Origin of the sequence: Halomonas sp. Ps84H-12 (assembly GCF_024124725.1) — a bacterium.
In the GTDB taxonomy this organism is placed as follows: domain Bacteria; phylum Pseudomonadota; class Gammaproteobacteria; order Pseudomonadales; family Halomonadaceae; genus Vreelandella; species Vreelandella aquamarina.
This window is the reverse complement of record NZ_JAMXSJ010000024.1, coordinates 40,013-64,154: the sequence shown is the minus strand read 5'-3', so window position 1 is coordinate 64,154 and position 24,142 is coordinate 40,013. Positions and strand designations below refer to the sequence as shown.

The following is a 24,142-nucleotide window of genomic DNA, read 5'->3' as shown; positions in this document are numbered from 1 at the left end:
AGCCGGCCGCAGCGACTCAGGGTGGCCAGGTGCCCCAGGCGCCCTCCTACGGGGCTGAAACCGGCCAGGAGCCGGCCGCAGCGACTCAGGATGGCCAGGTGCCCCAGGCGCCCTCCTACGGGGCTGATCCGGGCTTGACCCCTGACCAGGTGAGCAATGCCGGCGAGCCTTGGGACGCAACAGAGCAATCCCAGCCAGCGCAAGCACCGAGTAATGGTTGGACGAGTGATAGTGGTAGCGGCTCAAGTTCTAGCGGGGAGCCTCCAGCTTCTTCCCAGCCGCGGGAACAGGCCCCTGGCCAAGACGATGAAGTTGACCCAAGAGAAAATATGGACTCAAGGTAATGAAAAGCCCCCGCAGATTGCGGGGGCTTTTTTAGGCGTTACGGATAAGTTTCTTGTAACGGTGGAGGAAGATCATTTGCAGAATGAAAAATGCAATGAAGGAGGCCCAGATATAGGGGCTGTTATGGCTTATTACCCCACCTTGATTAGCGTTGGTGTGATAAAGAAGAAAGAGGAAAGCCACAAGGTTGAATCCTAGAATTAAATAGACGTTAACCTTGGCTCGCCACCGGATCGCCCTCACAACGCTTTCTTCGTCTGCTCCAATGAGATGGTGAAGCTCATTAGCGATCACAGAACCGCCAGTGTGTGATGCAGCCTGACGACGAGCATTGAGCGCCCGTTGGCGTTTTGCATTTCGCTTATTCTTTGCCATAAATCACCCCCGAGCGTTTGGTCATTCTTTATGGTTAATTTAAGTATACGGTACGACGTTTTCAATGTCAAACTATAAACTACTTCCTTATCTTGTCGGCGGGGTCAAAATAGCTGCGGGAATGTGAGAGGTGACTAATAAGATCAAGGTGAGCATGTATGATCGTTTTGACAAGCCAAAGCATGTAGCCCGCAGCAAATTTCACTACTTCCACGATTCCCTTTGACAGTATATCCATTATCGGGCGGAAAACCTCTTTGACGCCTGGTAGTACGCCTAAAAGGAACATGGCGAATATTGCGATAGTCCCCCAGAATACAATAGTTATCATCTTTGCACCTCAAGCTACTTCAGTGAGAAATTCATTAAGCCGATCCTCAAAATTGAGTGGCTGCTTGTTCGCTGGGATCTTTTTATTGTGCTTGACGGCCTTGAAGGATGGTATTTTCTTTGGGTAGTTAATCATTGGGGTTCTGAGGTGGTACATGCGCGCTCCCATCATCATTACCGCATGACCCATATCCATGGCTCTTAACTGGTCGGGCGTGACACGAAACTCCTCGATTTCACGCCAGCTTTCCCCCATGCCACCGCCGTCTGACATGCTTGACTGAGGCGTTGTGCGAAGATACTGGGCGCTTTCACCTTGATTGGCCGAAACGGACACCGATCGCTGGAACCGTTTTGTTTTGCCGAGAATTTCAGCCGCCTCCTCCGGGCTATCCTTCGAGCCAAATTTGAAGAATATCTTGTTCCAGGTGTTTTGGATCACAATGTCAGCAAAGTCAGGAGAGACACGGTTCAACTGGCTGAACGACTGAAATGCTGGTATGAGGGCGATGTTTGCCGAACGGGCTTGCTCAAAGAGCCTGCCTACGCCCTCCATAACATAGGCACCCATCTCATCGAGCAGAGCAATGAAATGTTCTGGCCGTTCTCCTTTAGGAAGATCCTGTATATGGGCAACGGCAGATCGTATGTCCGATACAATCATCTTGCCGAGATTCAGAGCAGCGGTGTCCTTCCCCATTGTTGGCAACGAAACATAAAGCATGTGCCCTTTGCGGATGATCTCTGTAAGGACGATCTCGGGTGCATACACGTTAAATACTTTCCCGAATTTCCCTTGTGCAAAGAGCGCAATGCGGCCTGCCATGCCTCCCAGCGTCTGCTTCATGCGGTTGAGGTCAATCTTCGTCCCTTCCTTGGTACGGGTGCGGAATTGATCCAGGAAGATCGAGAGGGCTCGCCTTTCAGAGCCCTGGGGTGTCATCCGTTCGAGGTTTTCAAGCGCCTTATCCGATTGTAGTAGGATGGAAAGATCACCGAAGTGGTAAAGCTGACCGGAGGCTTGCAAGGCTGCGATGATGACAGTCAAGGCGTGGTTGGCCGACTGTCGGTAGTGATCCGCGCCAGGGTTGTTTTCGGCGGAAGGGATCAAATTCATGAGGCGGGAGGCTACCTCATCTGGATCACCATGAAGGACGGGGTTATAGGTGTTAGCATTGTCAGGATCGGAGACATCGATGATATAGAGTTCATCCTCTCGCCCGGTCACTTTGGCCATGTAGGCGAGGTGGTCACGAGTATCGCGATCGATCTTCGCATCGATGAATAGCCAGCCCCCACCTCTTGCTGTCTGCTGCCACAGGATGTACTCACCAATGGTCGTTTTACCCACGCCGGATTGCCCCACGATCGCAGTGTGACGTTTCCCGAGGTTGTCTGGCATGTTGACTCTGGTGTTCTTATCGGTTGTCAGGCCAATGTGCAGGCCACTACCTTTGTCATCAATCGGTTCGTCAGACGGAAGAACAAACCCTTCACGCGAATCTTCATCGATCCTCTCAAGGGTCGCCATGGCTTGGCTCCAGGTGAGCTGGGCCATGCCAATAGTGCCCAGGAGCCCCGCAGGCCACACAGGCAGCGCTCCGGCTGCCCAGGGGGTGGCTGTGGCCACCCCAGCTGCGATCGCAGTGAGAGCCAGTGCATCCCTCCTCCCGGCAATCATGGGCAATCCTCCAAAATCACATCATCAGCCTTGAAGATCCCGGCTGCCCATGAGGCAGGAGCAATATGGCTCTTTGAATCTGGTAGCGGGGCTTGGTGACAGCGGATCGTTGGTGTCGCTGAGGGATCGGTACTATGAAGGCTGATCAGGTGCCCTGGGTAGGCAGCGAAAACAAGCACCCCAATATGGCCATGGGGCAGCTCGTGAGGGGGTTGGCCACCAAGGTTCTCGAACCATGCCGTCTGCCACTCAACCGCATCATAGGTAATGATCGATTTATTCGCTATTCCTCCAGAGTCAGGGCCACCATAAAGACGATTGCTTTCCCCTTCCGGCTGTTGGGCGTATGTACTTGCTGAAATAAGCAACGCTATGAATGCCGTCATAGATGCTGAATCTCTTAGGCTCATCATTTGCTGTTCCTGTCATAGTATCCGCTTGGAAGTTTGTCTCGACTGCCAGCCCCACCCACGCTTGGTAGCATAGTGTCTGGTAGGACGCGCCCTCCAGGAACGAGAGAGTCAAGAAAGGTATTCCACATGCTGTATTGGAATCTTTCGGTGTAGGCATCTCCAGATGTTGTGACAAAGGTTATTCGGCCTGTGTAAACTACGCTCCCATTAGGCGTTATAGAGCCTTCTTTTGTTCGATGCCCGTAGGTATGAAACGCAGGCGTCCCAGGCGTCACAGTAGTGATAGAGGAGCCATCGCCCCAGTCTACAACTGCCTTCTCGACTTGCCGAACATTCCGCCCGCCATGTTCAAATGAGGTATATGTCACAGCTATATCTAGCTTGGTTTCCAGACCAACATATCCGTTGTTTGGGGTAAATCGGAATGGTTTTTGGCCAGCATTCTGGACGACCTCCTTGGATGAAGCACTGCCTGAAGCCAAGGCATTAGCTTGATCAGTTATTCTGTCTATCGGGCTCCCGTAGGAGCCCGTAGAAGCTAGAGCCAAGCCAAAGCAGGTAATAACTCGCTTGGTTAGTTTGCCCATGTCTGATTGAACTCCGCTTTAGCTTTTTCAGACAAAGTTTCGACATATTCAGAGAAATCCATGTCGCCAAGGTCTAGCGCAAGGAATTCGTCAATGGTGAATCCTGAGCAGTCTGGTTTGTACTGGCGGTCGTAGGTTGTAGATGCCTCGGCCACACAGCTTCCCAGAACCTCGAGCATGCACGGTTCATACTTCTTCTCCGAGTAGGTATACCAAGGCTTTGCCGTCAAATTCACCTCCACGGTAGCTCGGAATTCACACTCACTGTCAGTGCAACCCCCCGTGAGTGTGACAGGCGGCGTGCTATTGACATAGTTGTTCATGTCGCTGATGTTGTTACTAATGTCTACCTCTGTCCATCCTGAGTTATACCGACATTGGTAAGATGACCCAATGCACATGCGAAGTCCTCGAGTTGGACTGTCTGTGCCGAGCGGATTTGTATACGCCTCAAAATGGACATTGTTGTGCGCCCATGAAAATTCACCCCATCCTGTATTCGGAAAGTTGATGGGCCATTTCATATCAATGGGCACACGCATTTGCCCTCCAGCCCCTGCCTTCCAGGCATGAACATCGTATTCGCAAGAACCATCATCGAAGCAGCCACCTTCCACTACTGAATAGCGGTTGATCGCACGAACGTGGTGGTCCTCAGCTGCTAGGCGATGTGTCTCCCAGCCTGGGCTGAAGCCATATACAGGATGGTCGGGTGGGCTCCCGCATGTGTCCTCTGAGCAGACTGCTGCATATATGTCTGGGCTTGATGGACAGTCATAGCCAGCCAGCATGGAGTTGGTATAACCCTCTTCAGTTGAACACTCTTCCTTCCATTTCCAGAACCTCACGCGGTTCCCGTTCACATTCAGCTCGTTTGTCCATCCTCCCGAGGACTGGTAGAAAGGGAAGCGTGCAGTTTTTGTCTCAGCACCCCCTGCATTTTGAGCTGCAAGCTGTGCTAGTTGCTCTCGCCCTTGCTCCTGAATTATTCGTGCCAGCATGGAATCAAATTCACACCAGCGCTGATATTCATCCACCTGGGTTTGAGTATTCGCCAGAGACCAAGGCCTAGTCCAGTGTGAACATATTTGCTTCGCATACGCCATATCCCCCTTGGCAGGGGCGTTGTAGACATAGTTTGCAATCGTGCAAAGCGTGTTATTTGTCGGAACAAACCCAGGCGTTACCTGGACAGCTCTTTTGGCCATCCTGGCTGCTGCCAGCTCAACATCCTCAAGGTCGCAGTAATCCGCGCCGACACCTGTGGCCATGGAGATGAAGGAGCTAGTGAGTACGACATCCTCAGGATCATCCTGACAACATTCCATGTGCTCGATAGCATTGAGAATATCAGCAGCCGCAGTGCCTGCTAGAACTGCGCCCAATGGGCCACCGTAAAAAGTAGCAAGCGCGGTTCCAACCGTTGCATTGAATTCCATCATGCGACGGAAATCACTTGTAATAGCTTTGCACTCACGCTTGAAGCCGGAAAAGATGCGCATGTTGTCATCCAAGCCGCCTTCCGCCGCAATCATGTCCATAACACCAGCTGCGGCTATAGCATCTGAGAAAGCACCCTCATCATCGCTTACCTCAGGCATCACCTCGTAGGAGCTGGGATCACACTTTCCTTCCTCGCGGCAGGAGTATGTCTGCTCTTGTCTGACGCAGAGGCCATCTTGCTCCTTTGTGCATTCGTACTCGGTAATGCTGCAATTCGGGTCATTGTTGCACCGCGGAGTTTCACCTATATAGCACCGCTTCCTGACTCGTTGACCGATCACATTACCAGAATCATCTAGTATATCTTCGCTACTTATGTCAGGTCCGCACCCGTAAGAGGTGTCAGCATTACAGGTCGATTCACTTTTCTGCCACTCCTCCTTCCAGCTGTCAGGCAATATATTTGAGTATTGTGTGAAGGTTCCTGGGTATGTCTCGTCAAAGGTATTGACCAGCTCCCATTCATCACTGTTGTTCAGTGCGTCAAGGTTGCAGCTATTGCTATAGGGGTCTCCGTAGCACATATACGTGACAGAGTATCGCCAACAGTTCCGATGCACTGTATGGCCGTTAATCTGGCGAGGTGCATTGTCTACACACACCTCCCCTGCCCGATAACATTCCGCATAGTCATTGAGATTTTGTGCGCTTGCATTACCAGTGACAATCACCATAGCCATTAGCGCGAGCGCTCTGATCGCGTACAGCATCAGTTTGTCTCCGGTCGACGTTGCTCAAAGGCATCACAATTTTCAGTCACGGTGTCCTGAAAAATCGGCGCCGCTTCGTCATAGCTATATTTCTTTGTGCTATCACTTGGGTTCCGCCGATAGTGAATGGTGCAGCGTCCATTGCTACACGTTTGCCTTATGTAATATCCAGACGGGGCACCTGGCATCAGCTCTGGGTAGTGCCACCCCAAGACACGAGAGTATTCAAATCGGAAGGATGACCGCCAGCCGTCTCCGTCCTGATTAAACTGGTAGACGAGACAGTTGAATGGGTGGTTACAAGCCTGGCAAACGAATCTCCGGTACAGATTGGAGTAAGGCTGCCATTGGTAAACAACCTGTCCTGGCGTACAGGCCTCACTACCGACTTGCTGGACTTGAAGTTTACGCTCACAAGTAAACTGAGCAGTCTCACGCTGTACGTCGCACGTTTTTGATTCCGGCTCACAAGTTACGAGTCGAGTAGGGATGTCGACGGTACATGTATCTGTTGTGATCCGATCAGGCTCACACTGCCCGCCGCCGTCGATGTCCAGGAAGTCTATCGTTCTGGGGTCATCAGGATTGCATGAAACCGGAATATCGCCTTCGCTGAACAGCTGGTTGATCTGTCCCCCCAGGCACTTTGAACGGTCCTCTGCATACTGACTGCCCTGATCGAAAGTCGGGTTGTCCCGGACATCCGCGATGGTGTTTGAGGGGTGATTAGGATCTTGATTGACGCGATCGTTGCCCTGTTGGCGCATGTTGTTGCCGCCCCAGGCATCTCCATGCAGCTGGTGCATCGTCATCACACAGGATGTTCCTGAGCACTCAGCCTCGACTCGGTATGCACCGTAGAGATCGCCGCCGCTGAACGCGGCCTCGCCCCCTGCCGGGACTTCTCGCGTCTGCGTATAGCGATCGTCGCTGCACCGGATGCCTTGCGTCAGGGCATCACAAACGGCGACTCGCAGCCTCTGCAAGTCACCGTCATCGGATTGCTGACACTCTTCGATATTGACCCGGATACCACCCGCCGTCAGTCGAGCGCCGTCACGGCACCGGAAATTCCGCTGCTGCTGTTGCTTCACCTGGAGCCCAACCTCGCCCCCCAGCTCCCCCGAGGTCTTGGTGTCCTCAAGGCCCAGGGCTGAAGTCGCTGACTGGAAGCTCTTACCAGGGTCGAAGTCTTTTGCCCAGGCGCCCCCTGCCCTCAGGCCCGATTCACTCGGCCCAGCTATCGCGATAGTGCTCAATGGCACGAGGGCCGCCATGGCGACCCCCGTGAAGAGCTGTTTCAGATGAACGCCCTTCGGCATGCTATTCCTCCCAGAGATGGTCAGTGTTCTGTCCCTTCGGCCCCACGGCTGGCCCCATTGGCGTGTCGTAAACTTCACGATCTGAGCCTTCGTACCGCTCCTTGAGACGTTCCGCGTTGCGTTCAGCCAGGTCATCGGTGAGTGATTCCCACCGCTCCGAGCCGATACCCGGCTGCTCGGACGCGCTGAGTGCCCCTTCGCCTTTCAAGGCATCGATGTACACGGCTGCATTGCTGGCCCCGCGGTCTTGGAACTCCTCTAGGGCATATAGGGCTGTCACTGACCCTTCGACCTTCCAGTAGGAGTCTGGGGCCGCCTCCGGGCAGGCTTTGTAGTCGAATGCCTGGCCATTGATTTCCCCTGTCCTGGGCTCTGCGGTTTGGCAAACTCCCATCGGGTCTTCTTTGGCAAGCACGATGGTTGGCACGCTGTCGACCGCATAGGTGTCGAACAGACGGGGATCTATCTGGATCGGTGCAGTCATCCCGCCTGGACGCAGCACCTTCAGCAGCCGCTCCATGGTGAATTGCCTGAGGTCCATCCCCGGCTCTACCCCCCGGAGCACCAGCTCACCACCGGCCCGAGCGGCATCGAGGGCATAACCGCGGATCATGCTTTCCGGCATTGAGAACGAGATGAAGAAATACAGGCGGTCTTGTTCACCCAACCCAAGCGAGCCGCGCAAGGCCTCCCATTCGGCTGCCATCTCTGGGTCAGCAATCCCGCCTGTCTGGCCGGGCTTACGGATGTTGTCCACCATGGCAGCCCCTGCGGCCTCCCCCGCAGAGTTGGCGCTACCTGCCCCCATGGCTTCGAGAACTCGCTCTGCGCTTCCCTGGCCAGGGAAAGGAAGCTGGGCTGCGCTCTCGCCTTGAAAAGCCGAGAACGCGCTGTGAGCGGCTTCCTCGGGTGTCTTTTGCCCGAGGGCTGTTGAGCTGGTGAGAACCAGTGCAAGGAGTGTCAGAGAGCGCAGCATTGCTTACCTACCCAGATCAGGAATGCGGAATCGGTACGGACGGCTGTGTTGGCGGGCGGCATCATCCCCCACCGAAATTCGGACATGCCCAGAACAGCGGTTTGGTTACTCGCGACCGGCGCAACCGGGTCGATCCTGTACTGGCTACGGATCATGTTCGGCAGATAGACCGACTGGCACTCGGCCCATGGGCCGATGGTGGAAAGCAGACCAGCCATCCGGGTCTTCCGCTGCATGTACTTTCCGAGGACGTGCAGATTGCCCCCCTGAGGAGAGCTGTGTGTCGGGCTGGAGCCGGTCAGCGGGTACAGGACGCCTTGCGATCCCTGGCACCAGAACATCATGTCAAGAGGTCGACCGGCTGCTGAGGCAACGGCGTCTGGAATGCAAGAAAGAGCGCCAACCGGGTTAGCGAACAGGGCGGACTCAGGAAAGGCGATCGAAGTCCAGGTATCGTCCTGCCAGGTGGGATCTACCTCGGTGAGATCCGCCAGGTTGAACCCCGAAGTGTTCATGCACCCGAGTGAACTCATCATGTTGAGCACACTGAACAGGGGGTAGATATACCAATGAACCTGCATCCTGGTGACGGAGCCGTGGTCACGGCCGGAGCCATACTTCTGGTTCGAGGTTTGCTCGTCATACCCCTCGAGCACTTGCACCCCGCCCAAGGTCGACATGCAACCGGGAGTGCGTGCCACCTCGGCCAGGAAGGTGGGCTCCCAGTACGTCATCCCAATCCCAGGCATATCCACACCGTAGGGGCCAGGGCACATGCAGATAGGGTCCATGTGCATCAGGGGCGGGTTTGAACCACCCCCCATGGATATGCCCGCCACAGTCACCGGAAACATGTTGTTCCAGTTGGGGTCGTTGATCGGATTGAACACCTCCCCCTGGCAAGCGGCTGAGCCTGTCAGGGGAGAGGCAGTAGCTAAGCTGGCCGCGGCCAGTGATAGGGCAGCCAGGCCGGAAAGGACCGTTCGTTTCATGGCAGGTGGGCCTCCAGGGTCTCGACATCGTAGGGGTAGGCAAAATGCGTCACTTCGATGGCGTCGGGACGGCTATCCCGCACGCCAGCCAGTGAAGGCGTGTGAGTGATGCCCAAACGGTCGAAATGCCATTCCTCGGCGAAGTAGACGGCACGCCCCAGGTCAGCAGCCAAATCGCCGGGATCGCCCGCGGTCACAATGACGGTCAGGTTGACCGGGTGACGCTTCTTCAGCTCCACGGCCAGTTCGCGCTGCCTGTCCACCCGTAGATCGACAACGAGGAGCCAGTTCTGCGGGCGAACCTTGTCCAGGGGATTAACCTTGGTGCCTGCCTCGTAGATGGTGCCCCACTGATAAGTGCCGTCCGGTTGCCGCTTCAGCGCTTCGATGTCTTCTTGAAGGGTGTAGGAGGGGTCTACGAAATGGGTTTCGGTATGCTCGGCGACGGGTACATACCAGTCGGGGATGTCGTTGGTGTGTGTCTGGGCCTGACCCGCCAGGTGCTCATGGACTGAATCCCAGTCGACGCCATGAGCTTCAGCCACGATGGCCAGACGCATATCCGGCTCGCCGATTTCCCAGGTAGGCCCGAGCGTTCCGAGATCCTGGTCAGCGGCCAGGGCGGTACTTGAGAGCGCTACCGTGAGCGCTGCAATTTTACTATACTGTACTACGATTTCCATTTTTCAGCCGTTCCAATCTGCGGTAGACACTGCGCTCGGTCATGTCAGCCGCCGCAGCGATTTCGGCAGCCGACAAGCCTTCACAGTGAAGGGCAAGCAGGTTCTCGTTGGACAGCCCTGATCGAGCTGAGCGTTTCGGAAGGTCGATGAGGTGGGCTGAGACGGTGGACGTGGGTTCAATCTCCACGGAAGCCTCAGTATCGATCTCGTCGTTGAATTCTTGGGTAAAGCCAGGGATCTGTTCAGCCATCAGATCGTACTGCTCAGCACGGGGCTCACTGTCCGCCTGACCCGCCTTATGGACAGTGACGGGGAGTACGGTATGCCGGCGCCAGGTGCTAATGGCCAGGAAGGCGGCTTCGCCCGCGTATTTCATGATGGCATCATGGGAATAGCTGGCGTCGTACTCCCGCCCAAGCCAGGCAAGGTAGATTTCCTGGCGCATGTCGTCCTGCCATTGCCGCGGTATGTGCAGACGGGAGGCGGTCCACCCGACCAATCGCTGCATTTCGGATGGCGGTTGTTTCGACAAGTATTCAAAGAGGTTAGCCATGCGAGACACGCTCCTGAACGACCTGATCAATACGCTTGAAAGGCATGGCTGCGAGATCAAAGTGAGCATCCCCACGACCCGTGGGCGTGCTGAGCGCAGCTCGACGGATAGCGACCTGGGCCGGCGCATCAATACATTGCGTGACGAGTACGGCATGACCCTGGCCAAGATCGCCGAGCTGCTGACCTCGAAGCTCAACAGCAAGATTTCCGTGGCATCCGTCAATGCCTGGACTGGTGGCGTAACCCCTCGGAAAGTCCCCTACGAGCGAGTGCAGGGCGCCCTCGAGGAGATCATGGAAGAACATGAGGCAATCGAGGGCGGCGCATGGGTCGCCGCTGATGAGGTCAAGGCAACGGTGGATCGCTGGATGGAAGTGATGACCCCACGACAAATCGCCGTAGCCGCCGACGAGGCTGTGACCTCGATTCGGAGCTGGCATACGGGCAACCATCGGGTGCTGCGTACCAAGTGGAACCGTGTGGTCCCTCTGGTCGAGCAAATGCGTGAGGTCATCCAGAAGCGGCATGGTGAAACCTAGCGCCCCATGCCCTGTTTTGGCTGACCGTGCTTGCGGTCTTCCTCGCCTGTGGTGTGATTTCTCCCACCCCCACCATCACGAGGCTCGCCGGCCGGGGCCTCACCCCCCTGGCCTTGCTGCTTGGCCTCTTGCTTGGCCTCTTGCTTCTCCTTCCGCTCCTGGTCCTTCAGAAACCGCTTGAACTCGCGGTCCCTGTCCATGACGTTCCTCAGCATTAGGTCGACCAGATCACTGGTCGAAACCTTCTCGCCGAAGGTGAGCTGGTACAGCTCACGGTATTGATCCAGCCGATTGATCGTGGATTCAGGCAGTTGTGCCTGAATCTGCTTTTTGGGGTCGTGCTCTACGCGGCCAATGAGCATTTCGGTCTCCTGGGTTATCATGACGACGAAGCAATCTTGCAGCTACGCTGACTGCTGCGGATAGCCCGGGACCGTTAGAAATCGTTATCTGGTATAGCTACATGTTAGTGGCGTCGAATTCCGGCGTATGGGAGAGAGCATTGGATCACGACAATGAAAACGACGACCTGAAGAAGGTCATTGAGGCCGGAAAGCGCAAGCCTGGCCCCGGCCCGAAGGGTGGGCAGAAGGGAAAGCCAAAGGGGCCGCGGAGTGACTACCTGCAAATCGAGCCAGACACCCCTGGCTACAAGCTGGTACAAATCATCTTTGAGCGGGCGGTAAGCGAAGGGATCTCTACCACTGAGCTGGCTGAGAGCCTTGGCATAGCACCCTCCACGTTGAGCCACCTGAAAACAGGCCGTCGCCAGGCCAGCAGCTTGGGCCGGGATGTGGTGGAGCGATTCGCGGAGTGGCTGAACTATCCCGTGCTGGCTGTCATGATCCTGGCCGAGCAGGTTCGTTTGGAGGACTTCTACTCGCCTCAGAATGACCTGGATCGTGCAATCGACAGGGCGCTGCACTTCATGGCTGATGATCCTGAGTGGGGCGGTATGATGCCCAAGGATCTCGATGGGGCCTCAACCCACATGAAGCTATGGAGTGTCTGGATGTACGAGCGAGCCACCAAGACTCGGCTGATCACGGGTGGCGTTGACTACCTGGACCTGTTGAAAGCCATGGAAGATTTCAGGGCTGACCACCCCTCGAGCAGCTAGGCGAATCCCCTTACCAAGGTCAGGGGACGCCTGAGCGGCGTGCCGACTGGCTTCAGTAGACAGCCTATGAGCCCCGGCCCTGGATTGGCCAGTACGGGAATCGATCCCCGTTCCCATGACTTGACTATGATTACGGGAATCGAACGGGTTAGACGCATCTTGCCGACTGGCTGAGATAGAGCATTCCGTTGGTGCTCTCATGAGAACCGCTCCTGTAACGCTCTTCATGGTGCTCTGGTAAAGCTATATCAGGGCACATATTTGGGCATAATTAGTTGGCATATCAGCACTTTTTCAGCGTTCCTAGTAATGCTCGATCGCTGCTTATACTGAATGCTCGAGACTCTTTCCACATACAACGAAAAGCACATGGGCCGCTCCGCGGCCTGGGTACGAGGCAAGCCTCGAAATGCCTAGCCCTGGTGGCTTCCTATCCTGCAATTTCGCCCGCATGGACTTCGTTCTGTGAGGGCTGTAAAGCTGCGCTGTGGTGACCATGCTTGGGCACTGCCGCTTGCAATACGAAAAGCACATGGGCCGCTCCGCGGCCTGAATACGAGGCGGGCCTCGAAATGCCTAGCCTTGCTCGATCCAAAACCCGGAATTCGCCCCAAAGGCACTTCGTTCTAACTGGCCCTGGCTGCTGTCGCTCACGCACCGAAAGCGCCAGCCGCAGGCCCGGTGGCATGGCCTCCCCACACCCCGAACAGCACACACTCGCCGTGGTCGCTCACGCACCGAAAGCGCCAGCCGCAGGCCCGGTGGCATGGCCTCCCCACACCCCGAACGGCACACGCTCCCCGTGGCTGCTCACGCACCGGAAGCGCCAGCCGCAGGCCCGGTGGCATTGCATCTCCACACCCCGAACAGCACACACTCGCCGTGGCTGCTCACGCACCGGAAGCGCCAGCCGCAGGCCCGGTGGCATTGCATCTCCACACCCCGAACAGCACACACTCGCCGTGGTCGCTCACGCACCGGAAGCGCCAGCCGCAGGCACGGTGGCATGGCCTCCCCACACCCCGACAGGCACACACTCCCCGTGGTCGATCACGCGCCGATAAGGCGTTCGTGAGGTCGTCACCTATGCCCGTTGGGGATGCCCTCCCGCAGTACGCTCGTACCCCCTAAGGATGCAGCCTGGCGATCGCACACCCATGTCGCCTGTAGTGCCCGTATATGCCATCTCGGATAACGCTCTATGGGACGCTCTGGCGGTGTCTTATCGCTCTATCTGCCAGCCAAAAAAAAGGCTCCGCGAGATGCCCCGGGAGCCTGTTTGCCGCTTGTCAGCGATACCGTATCAGGATGCTCTACTCACCCTCCCCTGTGTGCTGAAACCCTAGGTCGGGACGTGTACTGCGAGCTGCACCGATGGCCTTGTTGATGCGCTTCAGGTGATCGATAAAACGGGCTCTACGCTCGATCAGCGCCTGTGCTTCAGCAATCAGTTCGCGGGCCTCGTCGGGGATGCTTTTCGAGCGTGCGGCGGTGCCTGGGCGAGACAGTCGAACGGCAATCCACTTGGAGGCGGACTGGCGGTTATTCTTCTGCTTGTCCATCCACTTCACCCACACCGGATGCGGGCACCCAAGGCACCCGTACCCGCAGCGGTTGAGGTCCATCAGGACGGCGCCGTGTGAACGCGGCTGAGCGTCACGCAACCGCTCATGGAGTTCTACTAGCTGGCGGTTGTACTCCCCCATGATGGCCGTGATGTCATGACTCAGGGCGCCTACCATCTGGGCGGACTCGTCCAGGTAGGTTTGCCTGTCTACCGTGCGTCTATAACGCGACTTGCGCTGTGTCGGGGAAGCCCCCTCAGTGTTGCTGGATACGCTATCGGTCATGCGTCATTCCTGTGTCACCTACCATGTCCATAGCTGGTGCCATCCCCCCAGTGAGAGAGAGTCCAAGCTGTGTTCTTTCGCCCCCTTCCTTGGCGAGGGGAAGGGCCTATTCGAGCGGCATGCAGGTGGTCGATCTGGTGTGTCTATCCCCGCCCAGGGGGTGCCCGGGCGGGCCTCGTGCGCGGCTACCGCGGGTGCTCGCTCAGGAACAGCCGGCACTCCTTGATGCAGGTGCGGGCGGCCTCGGGAATCTTGACCCCGTAGCGCTTGGCGGCGGCTTCAGCGGCGGCCATCATCTTGGGGGTCGGCTCCCCGTTCTGGAGGTGCTTGTCGATGAACGCTTTGCACTCCCTGAAGGAGGTCAGCTCACCATTCAAGGTGACGCCGTTCTCGTCCGCCAGCCGCATCGCCAACGCCTTCATCTTGTCGGTAGGCGGGGGCGTCTGCTGCATCACTTCATCCAGGAATGCGCGGCAGGTGTCGAAGCTGTGCTCAATGCCTTCAGGCAGCGCCAGATCACGCGAAGCAGCGATCTTCCGGGCAGCGGCAATCATGTTCTCGGTCGGTGCGTTGGTGGCCTCACGAACGGCCTCGGGGGCGTTGTCCATGGTCTCGATAACCTCGTTGATGCGGGTGGTGATGAAGTCGCGTTGCTGAGTGATAAAGGTGTCGCGCAGCCGCTTGGCCTCGGCATCGCTGGAGGCGTTCTGGATCGCGTCGAGTTCGCGCTCCCAGGCGGCCGTCACGCGGACATCGGAGAGCATGCGCGGGGTGTTATCGATGAAGGCGCGGCCTCGGGGAGTGGACACGATCAGCTGCTGCTTGCCCTTGCGCTGAGTGGCGATGTACTCGCGATCGAAGAGCGTCTGAATCACCGTGTCGCGGGTGGCCGGGGTGCCGATCCCCTCGGCCTTCTTGAGAGCCGCGGCATCCTCGCCTTCTACCTGTCGTCCAGCGTTGAGCATGGCGCTCAGCAGGGTGTCCAGCGTGAAGTGCTTGGGAGGCTCCGTGCGGGCCTCGTGAAGCCTCACGGCCTCGATGGGCAGGCTGGCGCCGGATGCCAGCGGGGGGAGATCCTTTTGCGCTTTCGGCGCCTGGAACGCGGTCATCCAGCCCGGGTCAACGACGCGCTTGAAGGTGCCGGCGAACAGCGCTGGCTGGCGCTCCAGTACGTCTTCCACATCGACGCTGGCGCTGACCTTCAGTGACTCGACCGTGGCCGGTGGGAGCAGCGCTTGGATGAACTGCTGGGCACACGCCAGGTAGACCTTTCGCTCGGCGTCTGAGCGTGCCGACAGGTCCGGTGTCTTGTGCGTGGGGATGATCCCGTGGTGGTTCATCGGCTTGTCGGTGAAGCACCGTGGGCGCGGCACATCGGCCCCTTCCAGGCAGTGCCGGCGACCCGCCAGGCGTGCTGGCGCCATGAGCCCGTCATCGGCCTTGGCAGCGCCGCCCAGGATCGCCAGCAGGTCATCCCGGTTGTAGAGGCTGGCAGGCAGCTCTCCGTGCTCTGTCCGGGGGTAAGTCAGGTAGCCATCGCTCCGCATGGTGTCGGCCGCCTTGAGGGTCTGCGTGGCCGTCATCCCGTGCTGTTTGGACATGTCGCGCTGGAGCGCGGTGAGGCTGTACGGAAGCGGTGGGTGCTTGGCGGTTTGCTTGGTGTCCGCGGCCAGAATGTCGGCCGTGTCGGCGCCCTCGAGGCGTTGTGTGAAGGCCTCCATGGCGTCCCGGTCCAGGAACAGCGGCTTGCCATCGTCCTGGAGCTTGATGCCGCTGGCGCCAGCAGGCGGATCGACCGGGGCATAGCTCAATTCGCCACCGCCCAGGGTGATCTTCGCCTGGTAGTGGTCGACCGGGACGAAGCCCTCAATCGTGCGATCGCGATCGACCACCAGCCCCAGGGTGGCGGACTGCACACGGCCGGCAGAAACGACGCCTGCCTTGCCCTTCCCCTTGCCCAGATCCTTGCCCATGAGCCCGATGCGGGCGGACGCGGTGTAGGCCCGAACGAGGTACTGCCAGAAGCCATCGGCGTTGGCGCGGGCCTGCTGGGCTCGCCAGTAGGAGATGGTCTCCCCACCTTCCCGGAGGCGCTTGGCCGCGGCCTGCACGTCTGACGCTTCCATGGAGCCGGTGAGCCACATGCGCTTCACCATGCCCCGGTATTTCGCGTGTTGCAGAACCTCGTAGCCGATCGCCTCCCCCTCACGGTCGGGGTCGGTCGCCAGCCACACCTCACTGGCCTGGGAGAGGGCTTTCTTCAGGTTGCCCAGGTACTTCTTCCCCCGGTCTGTCGGGGTCTGCGGAAAAGCGGTAGGCAGCGGCAGCAGGCTGCGTGGATCACGCCAGTTGGCCTCAGGGCTCACAACGGCAGGCTCGACCGGCGCCAGCAGGTGGCCAGCCGCCCATACCAGCGTCAGGGAGACCCCATTCCAGGTGCCGGTATAGGAAGAGCCGTTGCGTGTCAGCCCCAGGGCAGGGGCTATCTTGTCTGCCTGATCCGAGTGCTTCTCACACAGAATGAGTGCTTGTGATGTCATCCTGTTGGTTGTCCTTCGGTAGGGATTGTCGAGCGGAATATCGCCCCGCTCGGGAGCATGCCGACAATACGATGTCTTCCATTCCCTGGGTGTGTTGCATTCCTATAAATCGTCGTCTAGTATAGCAACACATAGGCAGGGGAAACAGAGAAACCCCTGCCGACCGAATTACGCGGAGTGCGCCCGTGGCTCCTCTCTCTCCCCTGACGCGGCTTTGGGGATGCGCATCAGCCGCCTGGTCGTCCCGGTCACCGGGGCTACCGGAGAGCCCGCTGAGCAGCCCTGATCCGGCTTCTCTCTCTCACACCGCTTAGTGGGCTCCCCCGTAGTAGAACCAGCGCTTCAGTCGGGCGTGTCCCGGGCGTGCTAATAGGCCGCGCCGCTCTGCCAGAGCCTATTGACTCCCACCCTGCATTTGCCCGGCTCTCCCCAGCCGGGCTTTTTTTGTGAGGTAGCACCATGGACAACCTGGAGCAGTTGAGCGGAGTGGTTGCCGATGTCCGTTTCGTGGGCGAGGAGGGATTCCAGATCCTGACCGTGCGCGATGAGGCGGAACGCGAGGTGACCCTGGTGGCGGTGTGCCAGCCGCTCAATGAAGGGGAGTCGGTAGAGGCTCATGGCGCCTGGACGACCCATCCCCGCTTCGGGCAGCAGTTCAAGGCCGAGAGGCTGGTGACCCAGGTGCCCCGGGAGTCGAAGGCCCTGGGCGCCTACCTGGCCAGCGGCAAGGTGGCCGGTGTCGGCCCGACCTTCGCCAAGCGGCTGGTCGCGCACTTCGGTGACGGCCTGCGGGATGTCCTGGGCGACGAGAAAGCCCTGCGAGCGGTGCCCGGTATCGGCAAGAAGAAGGCCGCACGGATCGCCGGCAGCTGGAACGAGTATGAGGAAGCCCGGGAAGCCCTGATCTTCCTCCAGGGGCACGGCCTCGGCGCCTCGCGGGCCATGTCGGTATTCCGCCAGCTGGGCCAGGACACCATCGCGAAGGTGTCGGCCAACCCCTACCGGACCTTGCTCAAGACTCGCGGCATCGGGTTCCGCATCGCCGATACCATGGCGCGGTCGATGGGGTTCGAGCTGACGCACCGGGATCGCATCATCGCCGGCCTGCGTCATGTCGTGGATGCCCGCTCAGCCTCGGGCCACACATTGGCAACCTCGGGGGAGTTGGCCTCGGAAGGCGCGAAGCTCCTCGAGGTGGATGTGGCACGCACGACCTCGGTGGTTGAGCTGCTGCTGGCGCACGAGAAGCTGGAGCAGGTGGAAGGTGGGCTGGTGGGATTGCCGGCGCTGATCAATGCAGAGCGCACGGTCGCCGCTGCCCTGCTGGCGCGGGCGGTCCCCTGGGAGGACAGCGGGCTGGCCAGTGTCGACGGCGAGCTATCCGATGGGCGCGTGCTCAGCGACGAGCAGCGTGAAGCCCTGGTGACCTGTCTGGCCTATGGCGTGGCGGTGCTCACGGGCGGCCCGGGGGTCGGCAAGACCACGGTGACCGAGGTGCTGGCGCAGACCCTGGATGACAGTCGCTATGAGCTGGCGCTGTGTGCGCCGACCGGGCGAGCCGCACGCCGGATGAGCGAGGCGACCGGGCGACCCGCGACGACCATTCACCGGCTGCTGGGGGCTGGCGCCAACGGCTTCGAGTTCAATGCGGACAACCCGATTGAGGCGGACGTGGTGATCATCGATGAGGCCTCGATGGTAGACGTGCAGCTGTTCCGCGCCCTCGTCGTCGCCCTACCCGACCACTGCCGGCTCTACATCATCGGTGACCAAGATCAGCTGGCCTCGGTTGGCCCGGGGAACGTCCTGCGGGATGTGATCGCCTCGGGGCGAGTGCCTGTCGCCCGGTTGCAGCAGATCCGCCGCCAGGGGGAAGGCTCCCAGATCATCGTCCAGGCGCACGCCGTCAATCAGGGACACCCACCCCAGTCTGTCCCGGGTAGCGACTTCGAGATTGTCGCGGTGCCCGAGGGCAGTGACCCGGAGCTGGTCCTCCAGGAGGCGTTCCGCGTGGCCACGACCGAGATGCTGGCGCACGGCTTCGACACCCTGCATGAGGTGCAGGTGTTGACGCCCATGCACGGTGGCCCGGTGGGCACCCGATCGCTCAATGACGCACTGCGGGCCTATCACATCCCCGGCGACCGGGGCTCGGTGACGATCAATGGCCGGCGCTGGGCGGCCGGCGACAAGATCGTGCAGACCGAGAACGACTACAACCGGGAGGTCTTCAATGGCGACCTCGGGTTCGTGGTGGCGGCCGACCCGGAGGAAAAGACCGTGCTGGCGCGATTCGAGGACCGGGAGGTGCTGTTCACCAGCGATGCCCTCGGCAAGTTGCAGCTCGCCTACGCCATGACCGGCCACAAGGCCCAGGGGTCGGAGTTCCCCGCCGTGGTGATCCCGCTGGCGCGATCGCACTGGCACATGCTCGAGCGCCAATGGCTCTACACCAGCATCACCCGGGGGAAGCGCCGCGTGGTGCTCGTGGGCCACCCCTCAGCCATCGAGCGAGCGGCCCGGCACGTCACCGGGCGGCGGCGGCTGACCTCCCTGCCGCTGTGGCTGCGCCAGCCCACCCCTGCAATAGATGAAGGAGAGCCCCATGGCCAACCGAGCGCTTGATGGCGCCGAGAGGAAGGGGCGGGAAGCACGCGACCGTGGCGACCCCCGGCATGCCTGCCCCTACAACGACTACCGGAAGGACTGCGGCCGACTGACCTTTTCGCGGGCCTTCCGCAATGCCTGGCTGCGCGGCTGGGAAGACCGAGATCGCGAGCTGGCGCTGGCGCCAGCCGCCACAGACAACGGCGACCCTCGCCCCTGACCAAGATGGAGAATCCAGATGGAGCAAGCCTACGTTCCGATGGCCCGGTGGGGCCGAGACCACTGGCGCTGCCTGGCCTACGTCGAAGCCGTGATGGTGGAGATGGCCGGCTTCCAGGTTGGCGCTGACCCCCGTATGACCGCCAATCGCCGGCACTACCGCGTCCTGGCCGACCAGTGCCCGCGCCCCAAGCGCCCGAGTCACCCGGTTCGCCCGGGCATGGTGATGCGCCCGGAACACGCCACGACGCTGGCGGACGGCACCCAGCCGGACCCGTGGCACGACGACTGGAGCTGCGTGCAGGACTTCGCCGCCGAGGGACTGTTCACGGTCGGCCCCGAGCAGGTTGAGCCCGGCACCACCCTGACCTTCAGTGAAGCGGGGCTGGCGCTGGCGGCCAAACTGCGCCAGCACAAGGCGGCCGGTGGCCAGTACCGGGATTTCGCATGCGAAATCGCCCCGGATGCTGCTGTGGCAGGAGGTGACCTATGACGCGCCTCCTGGTTCTGGTGTGGGTAGCCGCCCTCCTCTATGCCCTGTTCCTGACGGCGAAGCTGGTCACCCGGCGAGCCCGCCTGACCGATCGCCCGTTCCTGATCCGCTGGATGGTGGCCTGGGCCGCCATGCTGGCGCTGTCGACCGCGATTCGGATGACCGCCCCCGAGCCCGAGACACCCGAGCCGCCCCCGGCGCCGCGGCTGGGAGAGCCAGTGGACATGGCCATGCAGCCGGTCATGCGCAACGGCGTGGTGACGTTTTCGCTGTGAACGACCTCGGCCCCTTCCTTGGCTAGGGGAGGTGGCCTCGTCGGCTGGTGTGAGATTCGTGTGTGGGAGTGAGCCTGTGCGAGACAAGACAACGACAACCCGATACCTGGAAAAGCTACCGGCGCTGCTGGTGCTGACCGGCGCGATCGCCCTGCTTCAGCTGCACGCCATCCAGTTCTGGACCGAGTTCGTCGGCCCGATGGGCTGGGCTTGGGCGGTGCTCCTCGAGGTCGTCGCCCTGTGGCTCTGGTATCAGCGCCAGCTGGCGCGACGAGCGCTGGCGCTGGTGACCAGCGTGCTCGCGCTCACCGGCCCGGTCTACACCGTCTGCGAGCCTCTGGTGGAGGAGTGGCAGGCCGCCTCGCATGTCGACGCCGGCCGTGAGCTGCGGATCGAGCGGCTGACCCAGGAGGCGGCGCGACTGGAGGAGAGCCTGGCGACCTTCCGGGAGAACAGCGAGGCCCGGGCAGGCTGGCTCACGCCCATCCAGGAGGCCCAGGCACGGCTCACCGAGGTCGATGCCAAGCTGGCCGAGCTGCTGTCGACGCCCCCGGCCGAGGCCATGACCTGGCGCCAGCAGGCGCTGGTCGTGATGCAGGCGCTGGCGCTGATCATCTTCCAGCTGGCGGCCGTGCTGGCGATCACGTCTCTGTCGCGCATGGGGCGTCCGGTGCCCGCGCCAGCTGTCAGCGGTGGCCCTACCTCTTCAGGCGACAGGTTGCCCGAGGACACCGCTGGCCTCGGAGAGGATGTGGCCGTGCCGAGCACCCCATCCCCCGAGGCCGTGACCTTCAACCTCGAGCCCAGGCTGGGCAAGCCCAGCATGAGTGAGACCAACGATGAGAGCGGGCTGAGCAAGGGTCACTTCGAGTACGCCGATATTGTCGCGCTGCGACAGGCCCTGGAGCAGCTGCTGGAAGAGCGCGGGACCACCCAGGCGGCGTTTTGCCGAGACCACGGGGTTTCGCCACGGGATCTCTCCCTGCTGCGCCGCCATGAGGCGCGTAGCGCGGCAGGCGAGAGGACGATCTCCATCACGGCCCTGGAGCGACTGGCCTCCATCATCGACGCGCAACCGATGAGCCGTGCTGCAACGTAGGAGGTAGAGATGGGCACTTCACTGCATACCGTGAACCCGTCACCGGAGCAGGCCCCGGATGAGTCTCTGGCCGGTCGTCTCCAGGAGTACCAGCGCCACCGCGCCGTCATCGAACAGGATCTTCGGCGGGCCGGCATTACCGACACCACCCCTCTCGAGCTTGCGGATCGCATCATCGGCGATGCGCTGCATTCCGCCTATGCCTGCATGGTCAGCGCTCACCGCATGGCGCATGCCGGCCTCGAGAGAGGGGCACAAGAACACCAAGGGGGACCGAATCATGGCGAAGCCGAGTCACCGTAAGGGAGAGCTGCTGGCGCTCTCCAGTGGTGGGACCACCTACTACCAGTGCAGCGGCCTGTACCGGGCGCTCGTGGATCTCAACCTGGGCGAGCTGGCCGAGCAGTATTGCCGCCAGGCGGCCTACCGCCAGGGAACGCTCGACGCCCTCAACAAGGGGCTGGTGACCATCGAGCAGATTAACGAGATGGAGGCTTCCGGGGCTTTCTCGCACCGCGACATTTCCGATCAAGGCTTTGGCAACTACCTGATCAACCGCGGCTACCTCCAGCTGGTGATGATCGATGAGGTCCACTGTGGTGCCGGCTTCTCTCCCGACATCGTGCGCGAGAGCGCCAATGCGCGGGCTCAGTCACTGAGCCAACTCTCCGGGGGCTTCGCATGAATGTCCGGTCTCAAGAACCCATCACCCAGCAAGCACCGGGAGGTGGCATGGCAGAGCGAGCGCCCTGCCCTGTCTGCGGCTGCGAGGACAGCCCGGACTACCAGCGGCGAGTGACCGACTGGTTCCATGCCCACTGGCTGTCCTGCCAACGCTGTGGCTACCAGACCGCGACTCACCCTGCCTTCGAGAGCGCCGAGCGTGACTGGGACAAGGCCGCCACCGGCCGCCAGGCAGAAGAGGCGGGGCTGCTGGTGCCGGCCGTCCAGGTCTTCTCCATGCGCGACCTCGAGCTGCTGGAGTCGCTTCAGATGCAGGTGCCCGAGGGCGACTGTGCCCGAACCTACCTCGTGTCCCGGGATGCCCTGGAGCGCTGGAAGGAAGTCGCCCGCTTGGGCAGGGAGGAAGTGGACGAGACGCTGGCGCCAGCCGTGGCATCGGTTGAGCACGAGATCGCCGCCCTGCTCCACGCGCAGCAGGACGAAGACTGACCCTCTGGCGCCAGCCATTGAGGGACGAAGGAGGATAGACGTGACCCCTGACGGATTTATTGCGAACCCCAGGCAGAGTCAACCTGGATGCCTCATCAAGCCTCGCCGTCTTGTCGAAATGGCCGAGGAGGGGTCTGGGTCTGGCTGCGGACTTCACTACGAGCTTTATCACTTCGAGGTCGTGACGCAGCTTCGCCGCTGGCACGACATGCTGGGTGACCCCGCAGATCGAGACGCATTGATGGCGGCAGCTGAGCGTCGGGGTTTCCCCTTCGATGATGCTGACCTCCAGGCAGCACAAAAGGAACGCGAGACGTTACTGGCCGAGCTTCGGGGAGAGATGGAGTGACCCGGCCGCCCACCACAACTTGAGGAGAACCTATGGCGACATGCTTGTTCCATGTGACCGGCCCGGTGCAGGCCTACCAGATCGCGAAGGCGGGCCGGTATGCCCCGTTCTCGGTTGACCCGATGAACACGGATGCCTGCCTGAACCTGTATGCCACGGCGGTGCGCGGCAAGCCCGTCGCCTATGCCCCGGATGGCCAGCAGGTGGAGGCAGCTGGCGCAGCCCTGGTGGTCGAGTGGGATGGCCCCGAGGAGGTGCTGTCGACCTGGCAAACCGTGCCCAAGCCCAATGTGCTCTACCACCAGCCCTGGGACCAGTACAAGCACGCTGATCCCCTGGAGGAGCCGGAAGCCTACTACCGGAGTCTCGTCGCGGCCGGCACCGATCACCATCTCAAGATCGTGGGCTTCAAGCTGGACGAGGAGGCCGTGGAGGAGGCCTGGGTAGCCGGTGACCTGCCCGACGAGATGATGGGGCTCTGGCGTTTCGCCCCGAAGGCGCTCAGGCGCCTCAAGTCCGACCGGGGGATCAAGCGCATCTACGCGGCCATGCAGCGCGTGATCGGAAGCGGTGATAGCGGCAGTGGACTGGTGGTGGAAGGCCGTTGACACCCTGACCGATGAAAAGGAAGCGAAATGGACAAGCGGGTATTCCCCTTCTGGCCGCTGGAGCACTGAGTCTTGCAAGCCTGAGGCTGTTGCGGTTCTTCCATGCGCCTGAGTGGGTCGTCTGGGGCGCAAGAGTCGCTGCTGTAGGGCTTGGGGTTATCGCTCTGTACCAGAGCCAAAAGGCATAGAACAAGCGGAGTAGCAATGAAGACCATAAGCACGTTCCAGTACGATCACTGGGCACCCAAGCCCGTCGAAGAGCTAGTGGTCGGGGACTTGATCTCACACGGGGGCACCGTCGCCACCGTGACTGCACCGCCCTATGAAGAAGCGGGCGTGACGCGCATTCCTGGGAAGCCCTATGACCCTGGCCCGATAAAGTTGATGCTCGGCGAGTTTGCCGATGGCAAAGAGCACATCGTCATGGCCATGGATCTGGTGGGGTCAGGCCTAGCCGAGTTCGATGATGGCACGGCACTGATCACGGATCTGGAGGAAGGTCATGGTCTCATCTACTCCCCTCGCCTTCCGATCGCTGAGCTTGAGGCGTTCTGCGCTGAGCACATCGAGCGCTACCAAGCGTTCTACGATGCCAATGCCGATGCGATTGATAGATGCCAGTTGATACCGATGCAGCCCTGGTGGCAAGAGAGCCCGGCCCAGGAGGGTGGCATCATCTCGCTCTCTGGGCCGGAGTAGCAGAGCCGGTTGAGCATGCGCAAGAAGGCCCCAGGGTTTCCCCCGGGGCCTTTTCATATCCCACCTTAGGTGACGATTTCGCATGCGAAACTGAGGCCC

27 protein-coding genes are annotated in these 24,142 nt (G+C 60.3%); 14 read left to right on the top strand and 13 right to left on the bottom strand.

Going from position 1 to position 24,142, the window contains the following annotated elements:
* Positions 1-344 (top strand): hypothetical protein (locus tag NH344_RS12555; RefSeq protein ID WP_253027986.1); only part of this gene is annotated, 344 nt, incomplete at its 5' end.
* A gap of 31 nt (positions 345-375) precedes the next feature.
* On the opposite strand, the gene NH344_RS12550 is transcribed toward NH344_RS12555, so the two are convergent.
* From NH344_RS12550 to NH344_RS12510, 9 genes are all read right to left on the bottom strand, one after another.
* Complete coding sequence (locus NH344_RS12550) at positions 376-720, bottom strand: hypothetical protein (protein ID WP_074214926.1); 345 nt, start codon at positions 718-720, stop codon at positions 376-378.
* Positions 721-1,060: 340 nt separating this feature from the next.
* Positions 1,061-2,581 (bottom strand): type IV secretion system DNA-binding domain-containing protein, encoded by a 1,521-nt coding sequence (locus tag NH344_RS12545; protein WP_228219489.1) that lies wholly within the window; start codon positions 2,579-2,581, stop codon positions 1,061-1,063.
* Positions 2,582-2,727: 146 nt separating this feature from the next.
* Positions 2,728-3,144 carry a hypothetical protein gene (locus NH344_RS12540; RefSeq protein WP_074211788.1) on the bottom strand — a complete coding sequence of 139 codons (417 nt, stop codon included), beginning with the start codon at positions 3,142-3,144 and terminating at the stop codon, positions 2,728-2,730.
* A 574-nt stretch (positions 3,145-3,718) separates the two neighbouring features.
* Positions 3,719-5,758, bottom strand: coding sequence for a conjugal transfer protein TraN (gene traN / locus NH344_RS12535; protein ID WP_228219493.1), 2,040 nt, complete (start codon positions 5,756-5,758; stop codon positions 3,719-3,721).
* 185 nt (positions 5,759-5,943) lie between these two features.
* Entirely contained in the window at positions 5,944-7,266 is a 1,323-nt protein-coding gene (locus NH344_RS12530; protein WP_074211786.1) for a hypothetical protein, read from the bottom strand.
* 1 nt (position 7,267) lies between these two features.
* Complete coding sequence (locus NH344_RS12525; RefSeq protein WP_175565770.1) at positions 7,268-8,074, bottom strand: type-F conjugative transfer system pilin assembly protein TrbC; 807 nt, start codon at positions 8,072-8,074, stop codon at positions 7,268-7,270.
* A gap of 152 nt (positions 8,075-8,226) precedes the next feature.
* A complete protein-coding gene (locus NH344_RS12520; RefSeq protein ID WP_022524162.1) occupies positions 8,227-9,234 on the bottom strand; it encodes a TraU family protein in 1,008 nt (335 codons plus the stop codon).
* Entirely contained in the window at positions 9,231-9,917 is a 687-nt protein-coding gene (locus tag NH344_RS12515; protein WP_022524163.1) for a hypothetical protein, read from the bottom strand. The genes NH344_RS12520 and NH344_RS12515 overlap by 4 nt, the downstream gene beginning before the upstream one ends.
* Complete coding sequence (locus NH344_RS12510) at positions 9,895-10,470, bottom strand: hypothetical protein (RefSeq protein ID WP_053857262.1); 576 nt, start codon at positions 10,468-10,470, stop codon at positions 9,895-9,897. The genes NH344_RS12515 and NH344_RS12510 overlap by 23 nt, the downstream gene beginning before the upstream one ends.
* Here NH344_RS12510 and NH344_RS12505 point away from each other — a divergent pair.
* The gene (locus tag NH344_RS12505) at positions 10,469-11,011 is read left to right on the top strand and encodes a hypothetical protein (protein ID WP_022524165.1); all 543 of its coding nucleotides are present in this window, start codon (positions 10,469-10,471) and stop codon (positions 11,009-11,011) included. The two genes, NH344_RS12510 and NH344_RS12505, sit on opposite strands and share 2 nt — an antisense overlap.
* Here the strand turns inward: NH344_RS12505 and NH344_RS12500 are convergent.
* The gene (locus tag NH344_RS12500) at positions 11,008-11,373 is read right to left on the bottom strand and encodes a DUF2274 domain-containing protein (RefSeq protein WP_022524166.1); all 366 of its coding nucleotides are present in this window, start codon (positions 11,371-11,373) and stop codon (positions 11,008-11,010) included. The two genes, NH344_RS12505 and NH344_RS12500, sit on opposite strands and share 4 nt — an antisense overlap.
* A 140-nt stretch (positions 11,374-11,513) precedes the next feature.
* On the opposite strand from NH344_RS12500, the gene NH344_RS12495 reads away from it, so the two are divergent.
* Positions 11,514-12,131, top strand: a complete 618-nt coding sequence (locus NH344_RS12495) for a helix-turn-helix transcriptional regulator (protein ID WP_074214923.1) — start codon at positions 11,514-11,516, stop codon at positions 12,129-12,131.
* A gap of 730 nt (positions 12,132-12,861) precedes the next feature.
* Here the strand turns inward: NH344_RS12495 and NH344_RS12490 are convergent.
* The 3 genes from NH344_RS12490 to NH344_RS12480 all read right to left on the bottom strand — a co-directional run bounded on the left by NH344_RS12490 (position 12,862) and on the right by NH344_RS12480 (position 16,521).
* Positions 12,862-13,059, bottom strand: coding sequence for a hypothetical protein (locus tag NH344_RS12490; RefSeq protein ID WP_139298716.1), 198 nt, complete (start codon positions 13,057-13,059; stop codon positions 12,862-12,864).
* Positions 13,060-13,444: 385 nt separating this feature from the next.
* The gene (locus tag NH344_RS12485) at positions 13,445-13,981 is read right to left on the bottom strand and encodes a hypothetical protein (RefSeq protein WP_074211784.1); all 537 of its coding nucleotides are present in this window, start codon (positions 13,979-13,981) and stop codon (positions 13,445-13,447) included.
* Between the two features lie 185 nt (positions 13,982-14,166).
* Positions 14,167-16,521, bottom strand: coding sequence for a DNA topoisomerase (locus NH344_RS12480; protein WP_074211783.1), 2,355 nt, complete (start codon positions 16,519-16,521; stop codon positions 14,167-14,169).
* Positions 16,522-16,980: 459 nt separating this feature from the next.
* Between NH344_RS12480 and NH344_RS12475 the strand changes: the two genes are divergently transcribed.
* From NH344_RS12475 to NH344_RS12425, 11 genes are all read left to right on the top strand, one after another.
* A complete protein-coding gene (locus NH344_RS12475; protein WP_253027985.1) occupies positions 16,981-19,146 on the top strand; it encodes an ATP-dependent RecD-like DNA helicase in 2,166 nt (721 codons plus the stop codon).
* Complete coding sequence (locus NH344_RS12470) at positions 19,127-19,348, top strand: Rmf/CrpP family protein (RefSeq protein ID WP_253027984.1); 222 nt, start codon at positions 19,127-19,129, stop codon at positions 19,346-19,348. The genes NH344_RS12475 and NH344_RS12470 overlap by 20 nt, the downstream gene beginning before the upstream one ends.
* Before the next feature lie 18 nt (positions 19,349-19,366).
* The gene (locus NH344_RS12465; RefSeq protein ID WP_253027983.1) at positions 19,367-19,840 is read left to right on the top strand and encodes a hypothetical protein; all 474 of its coding nucleotides are present in this window, start codon (positions 19,367-19,369) and stop codon (positions 19,838-19,840) included.
* A complete protein-coding gene (locus NH344_RS12460; RefSeq protein WP_022524175.1) occupies positions 19,837-20,115 on the top strand; it encodes a hypothetical protein in 279 nt (92 codons plus the stop codon). Before NH344_RS12465 ends, NH344_RS12460 begins: the two co-directional genes overlap by 4 nt.
* Positions 20,116-20,191: 76 nt before the next feature.
* Positions 20,192-21,214, top strand: coding sequence for a helix-turn-helix transcriptional regulator (locus NH344_RS12455; protein WP_253027982.1), 1,023 nt, complete (start codon positions 20,192-20,194; stop codon positions 21,212-21,214).
* A 9-nt stretch (positions 21,215-21,223) separates the two neighbouring features.
* Complete coding sequence (locus NH344_RS12450; RefSeq protein WP_074211777.1) at positions 21,224-21,517, top strand: hypothetical protein; 294 nt, start codon at positions 21,224-21,226, stop codon at positions 21,515-21,517.
* Positions 21,495-21,899, top strand: a complete 405-nt coding sequence (locus NH344_RS12445) for a hypothetical protein (protein WP_074211776.1) — start codon at positions 21,495-21,497, stop codon at positions 21,897-21,899. Before NH344_RS12450 ends, NH344_RS12445 begins: the two co-directional genes overlap by 23 nt.
* On the top strand, positions 21,896-22,387 hold the full coding sequence (locus NH344_RS12440; RefSeq protein ID WP_139296702.1) for a hypothetical protein: 492 nt from the start codon (positions 21,896-21,898) through the stop codon (positions 22,385-22,387). Before NH344_RS12445 ends, NH344_RS12440 begins: the two co-directional genes overlap by 4 nt.
* 40 nt (positions 22,388-22,427) lie before the next feature.
* Positions 22,428-22,736 (top strand): hypothetical protein, encoded by a 309-nt coding sequence (locus NH344_RS12435; RefSeq protein ID WP_228219487.1) that lies wholly within the window; start codon positions 22,428-22,430, stop codon positions 22,734-22,736.
* Positions 22,737-22,768: 32 nt separating this feature from the next.
* Positions 22,769-23,344 carry a hypothetical protein gene (locus NH344_RS12430; RefSeq protein WP_228219486.1) on the top strand — a complete coding sequence of 192 codons (576 nt, stop codon included), beginning with the start codon at positions 22,769-22,771 and terminating at the stop codon, positions 23,342-23,344.
* A gap of 204 nt (positions 23,345-23,548) precedes the next feature.
* Positions 23,549-24,043, top strand: a complete 495-nt coding sequence (locus NH344_RS12425) for a hypothetical protein (RefSeq protein ID WP_228219485.1) — start codon at positions 23,549-23,551, stop codon at positions 24,041-24,043.
* Positions 24,044-24,142: the final 99 nt, after the last annotated feature.

Excerpts from the sequence above, each read along its gene's own strand:
- NH344_RS12530 (WP_074211786.1), bottom strand. The coding sequence starts at position 7,266 with ATGCCGAAGGGCGTTCATCTGAAACAGCTCTTCACGGGGGTCGCCATG.
- NH344_RS12505 (WP_022524165.1), top strand. The coding sequence starts at position 10,469 with ATGCGAGACACGCTCCTGAACGACCTGATCAATACGCTTGAAAGGCAT.
- NH344_RS12550 (WP_074214926.1), bottom strand. The coding sequence starts at position 720 with ATGGCAAAGAATAAGCGAAATGCAAAACGCCAACGGGCGCTCAATGCT.
- NH344_RS12475 (WP_253027985.1), top strand. The coding sequence starts at position 16,981 with ATGGACAACCTGGAGCAGTTGAGCGGAGTGGTTGCCGATGTCCGTTTC.
- NH344_RS12485 (WP_074211784.1), bottom strand. The coding sequence starts at position 13,981 with ATGACCGATAGCGTATCCAGCAACACTGAGGGGGCTTCCCCGACACAG.
- NH344_RS12510 (WP_053857262.1), bottom strand. The coding sequence starts at position 10,470 with ATGGCTAACCTCTTTGAATACTTGTCGAAACAACCGCCATCCGAAATG.
- NH344_RS12480 (WP_074211783.1), bottom strand. The coding sequence starts at position 16,521 with ATGACATCACAAGCACTCATTCTGTGTGAGAAGCACTCGGATCAGGCA.
- NH344_RS12425 (WP_228219485.1), top strand. The coding sequence starts at position 23,549 with ATGAAGACCATAAGCACGTTCCAGTACGATCACTGGGCACCCAAGCCC.
- NH344_RS12540 (WP_074211788.1), bottom strand. The coding sequence starts at position 3,144 with ATGATGAGCCTAAGAGATTCAGCATCTATGACGGCATTCATAGCGTTG.
- NH344_RS12470 (WP_253027984.1), top strand. The coding sequence starts at position 19,127 with ATGGCCAACCGAGCGCTTGATGGCGCCGAGAGGAAGGGGCGGGAAGCA.
- NH344_RS12520 (WP_022524162.1), bottom strand. The coding sequence starts at position 9,234 with ATGAAACGAACGGTCCTTTCCGGCCTGGCTGCCCTATCACTGGCCGCG.
- NH344_RS12515 (WP_022524163.1), bottom strand. The coding sequence starts at position 9,917 with ATGGAAATCGTAGTACAGTATAGTAAAATTGCAGCGCTCACGGTAGCG.
- NH344_RS12430 (WP_228219486.1), top strand. The coding sequence starts at position 22,769 with ATGGCGACATGCTTGTTCCATGTGACCGGCCCGGTGCAGGCCTACCAG.
- traN (WP_228219493.1), bottom strand. The coding sequence starts at position 5,758 with ATGTGCTACGGAGACCCCTATAGCAATAGCTGCAACCTTGACGCACTG.
- NH344_RS12465 (WP_253027983.1), top strand. The coding sequence starts at position 19,367 with ATGGAGCAAGCCTACGTTCCGATGGCCCGGTGGGGCCGAGACCACTGG.
- NH344_RS12445 (WP_074211776.1), top strand. The coding sequence starts at position 21,495 with ATGGCGAAGCCGAGTCACCGTAAGGGAGAGCTGCTGGCGCTCTCCAGT.
- NH344_RS12525 (WP_175565770.1), bottom strand. The coding sequence starts at position 8,074 with ATGGGGGCAGGTAGCGCCAACTCTGCGGGGGAGGCCGCAGGGGCTGCC.
- NH344_RS12500 (WP_022524166.1), bottom strand. The coding sequence starts at position 11,373 with ATGCTCATTGGCCGCGTAGAGCACGACCCCAAAAAGCAGATTCAGGCA.
- NH344_RS12450 (WP_074211777.1), top strand. The coding sequence starts at position 21,224 with ATGGGCACTTCACTGCATACCGTGAACCCGTCACCGGAGCAGGCCCCG.
- NH344_RS12545 (WP_228219489.1), bottom strand. The coding sequence starts at position 2,581 with ATGGCGACCCTTGAGAGGATCGATGAAGATTCGCGTGAAGGGTTTGTT.
- NH344_RS12460 (WP_022524175.1), top strand. The coding sequence starts at position 19,837 with ATGACGCGCCTCCTGGTTCTGGTGTGGGTAGCCGCCCTCCTCTATGCC.
- NH344_RS12490 (WP_139298716.1), bottom strand. The coding sequence starts at position 13,059 with ATGCCACCGGGCCTGCGGCTGGCGCTTCCGGTGCGTGAGCAGCCACGG.
- NH344_RS12440 (WP_139296702.1), top strand. The coding sequence starts at position 21,896 with ATGAATGTCCGGTCTCAAGAACCCATCACCCAGCAAGCACCGGGAGGT.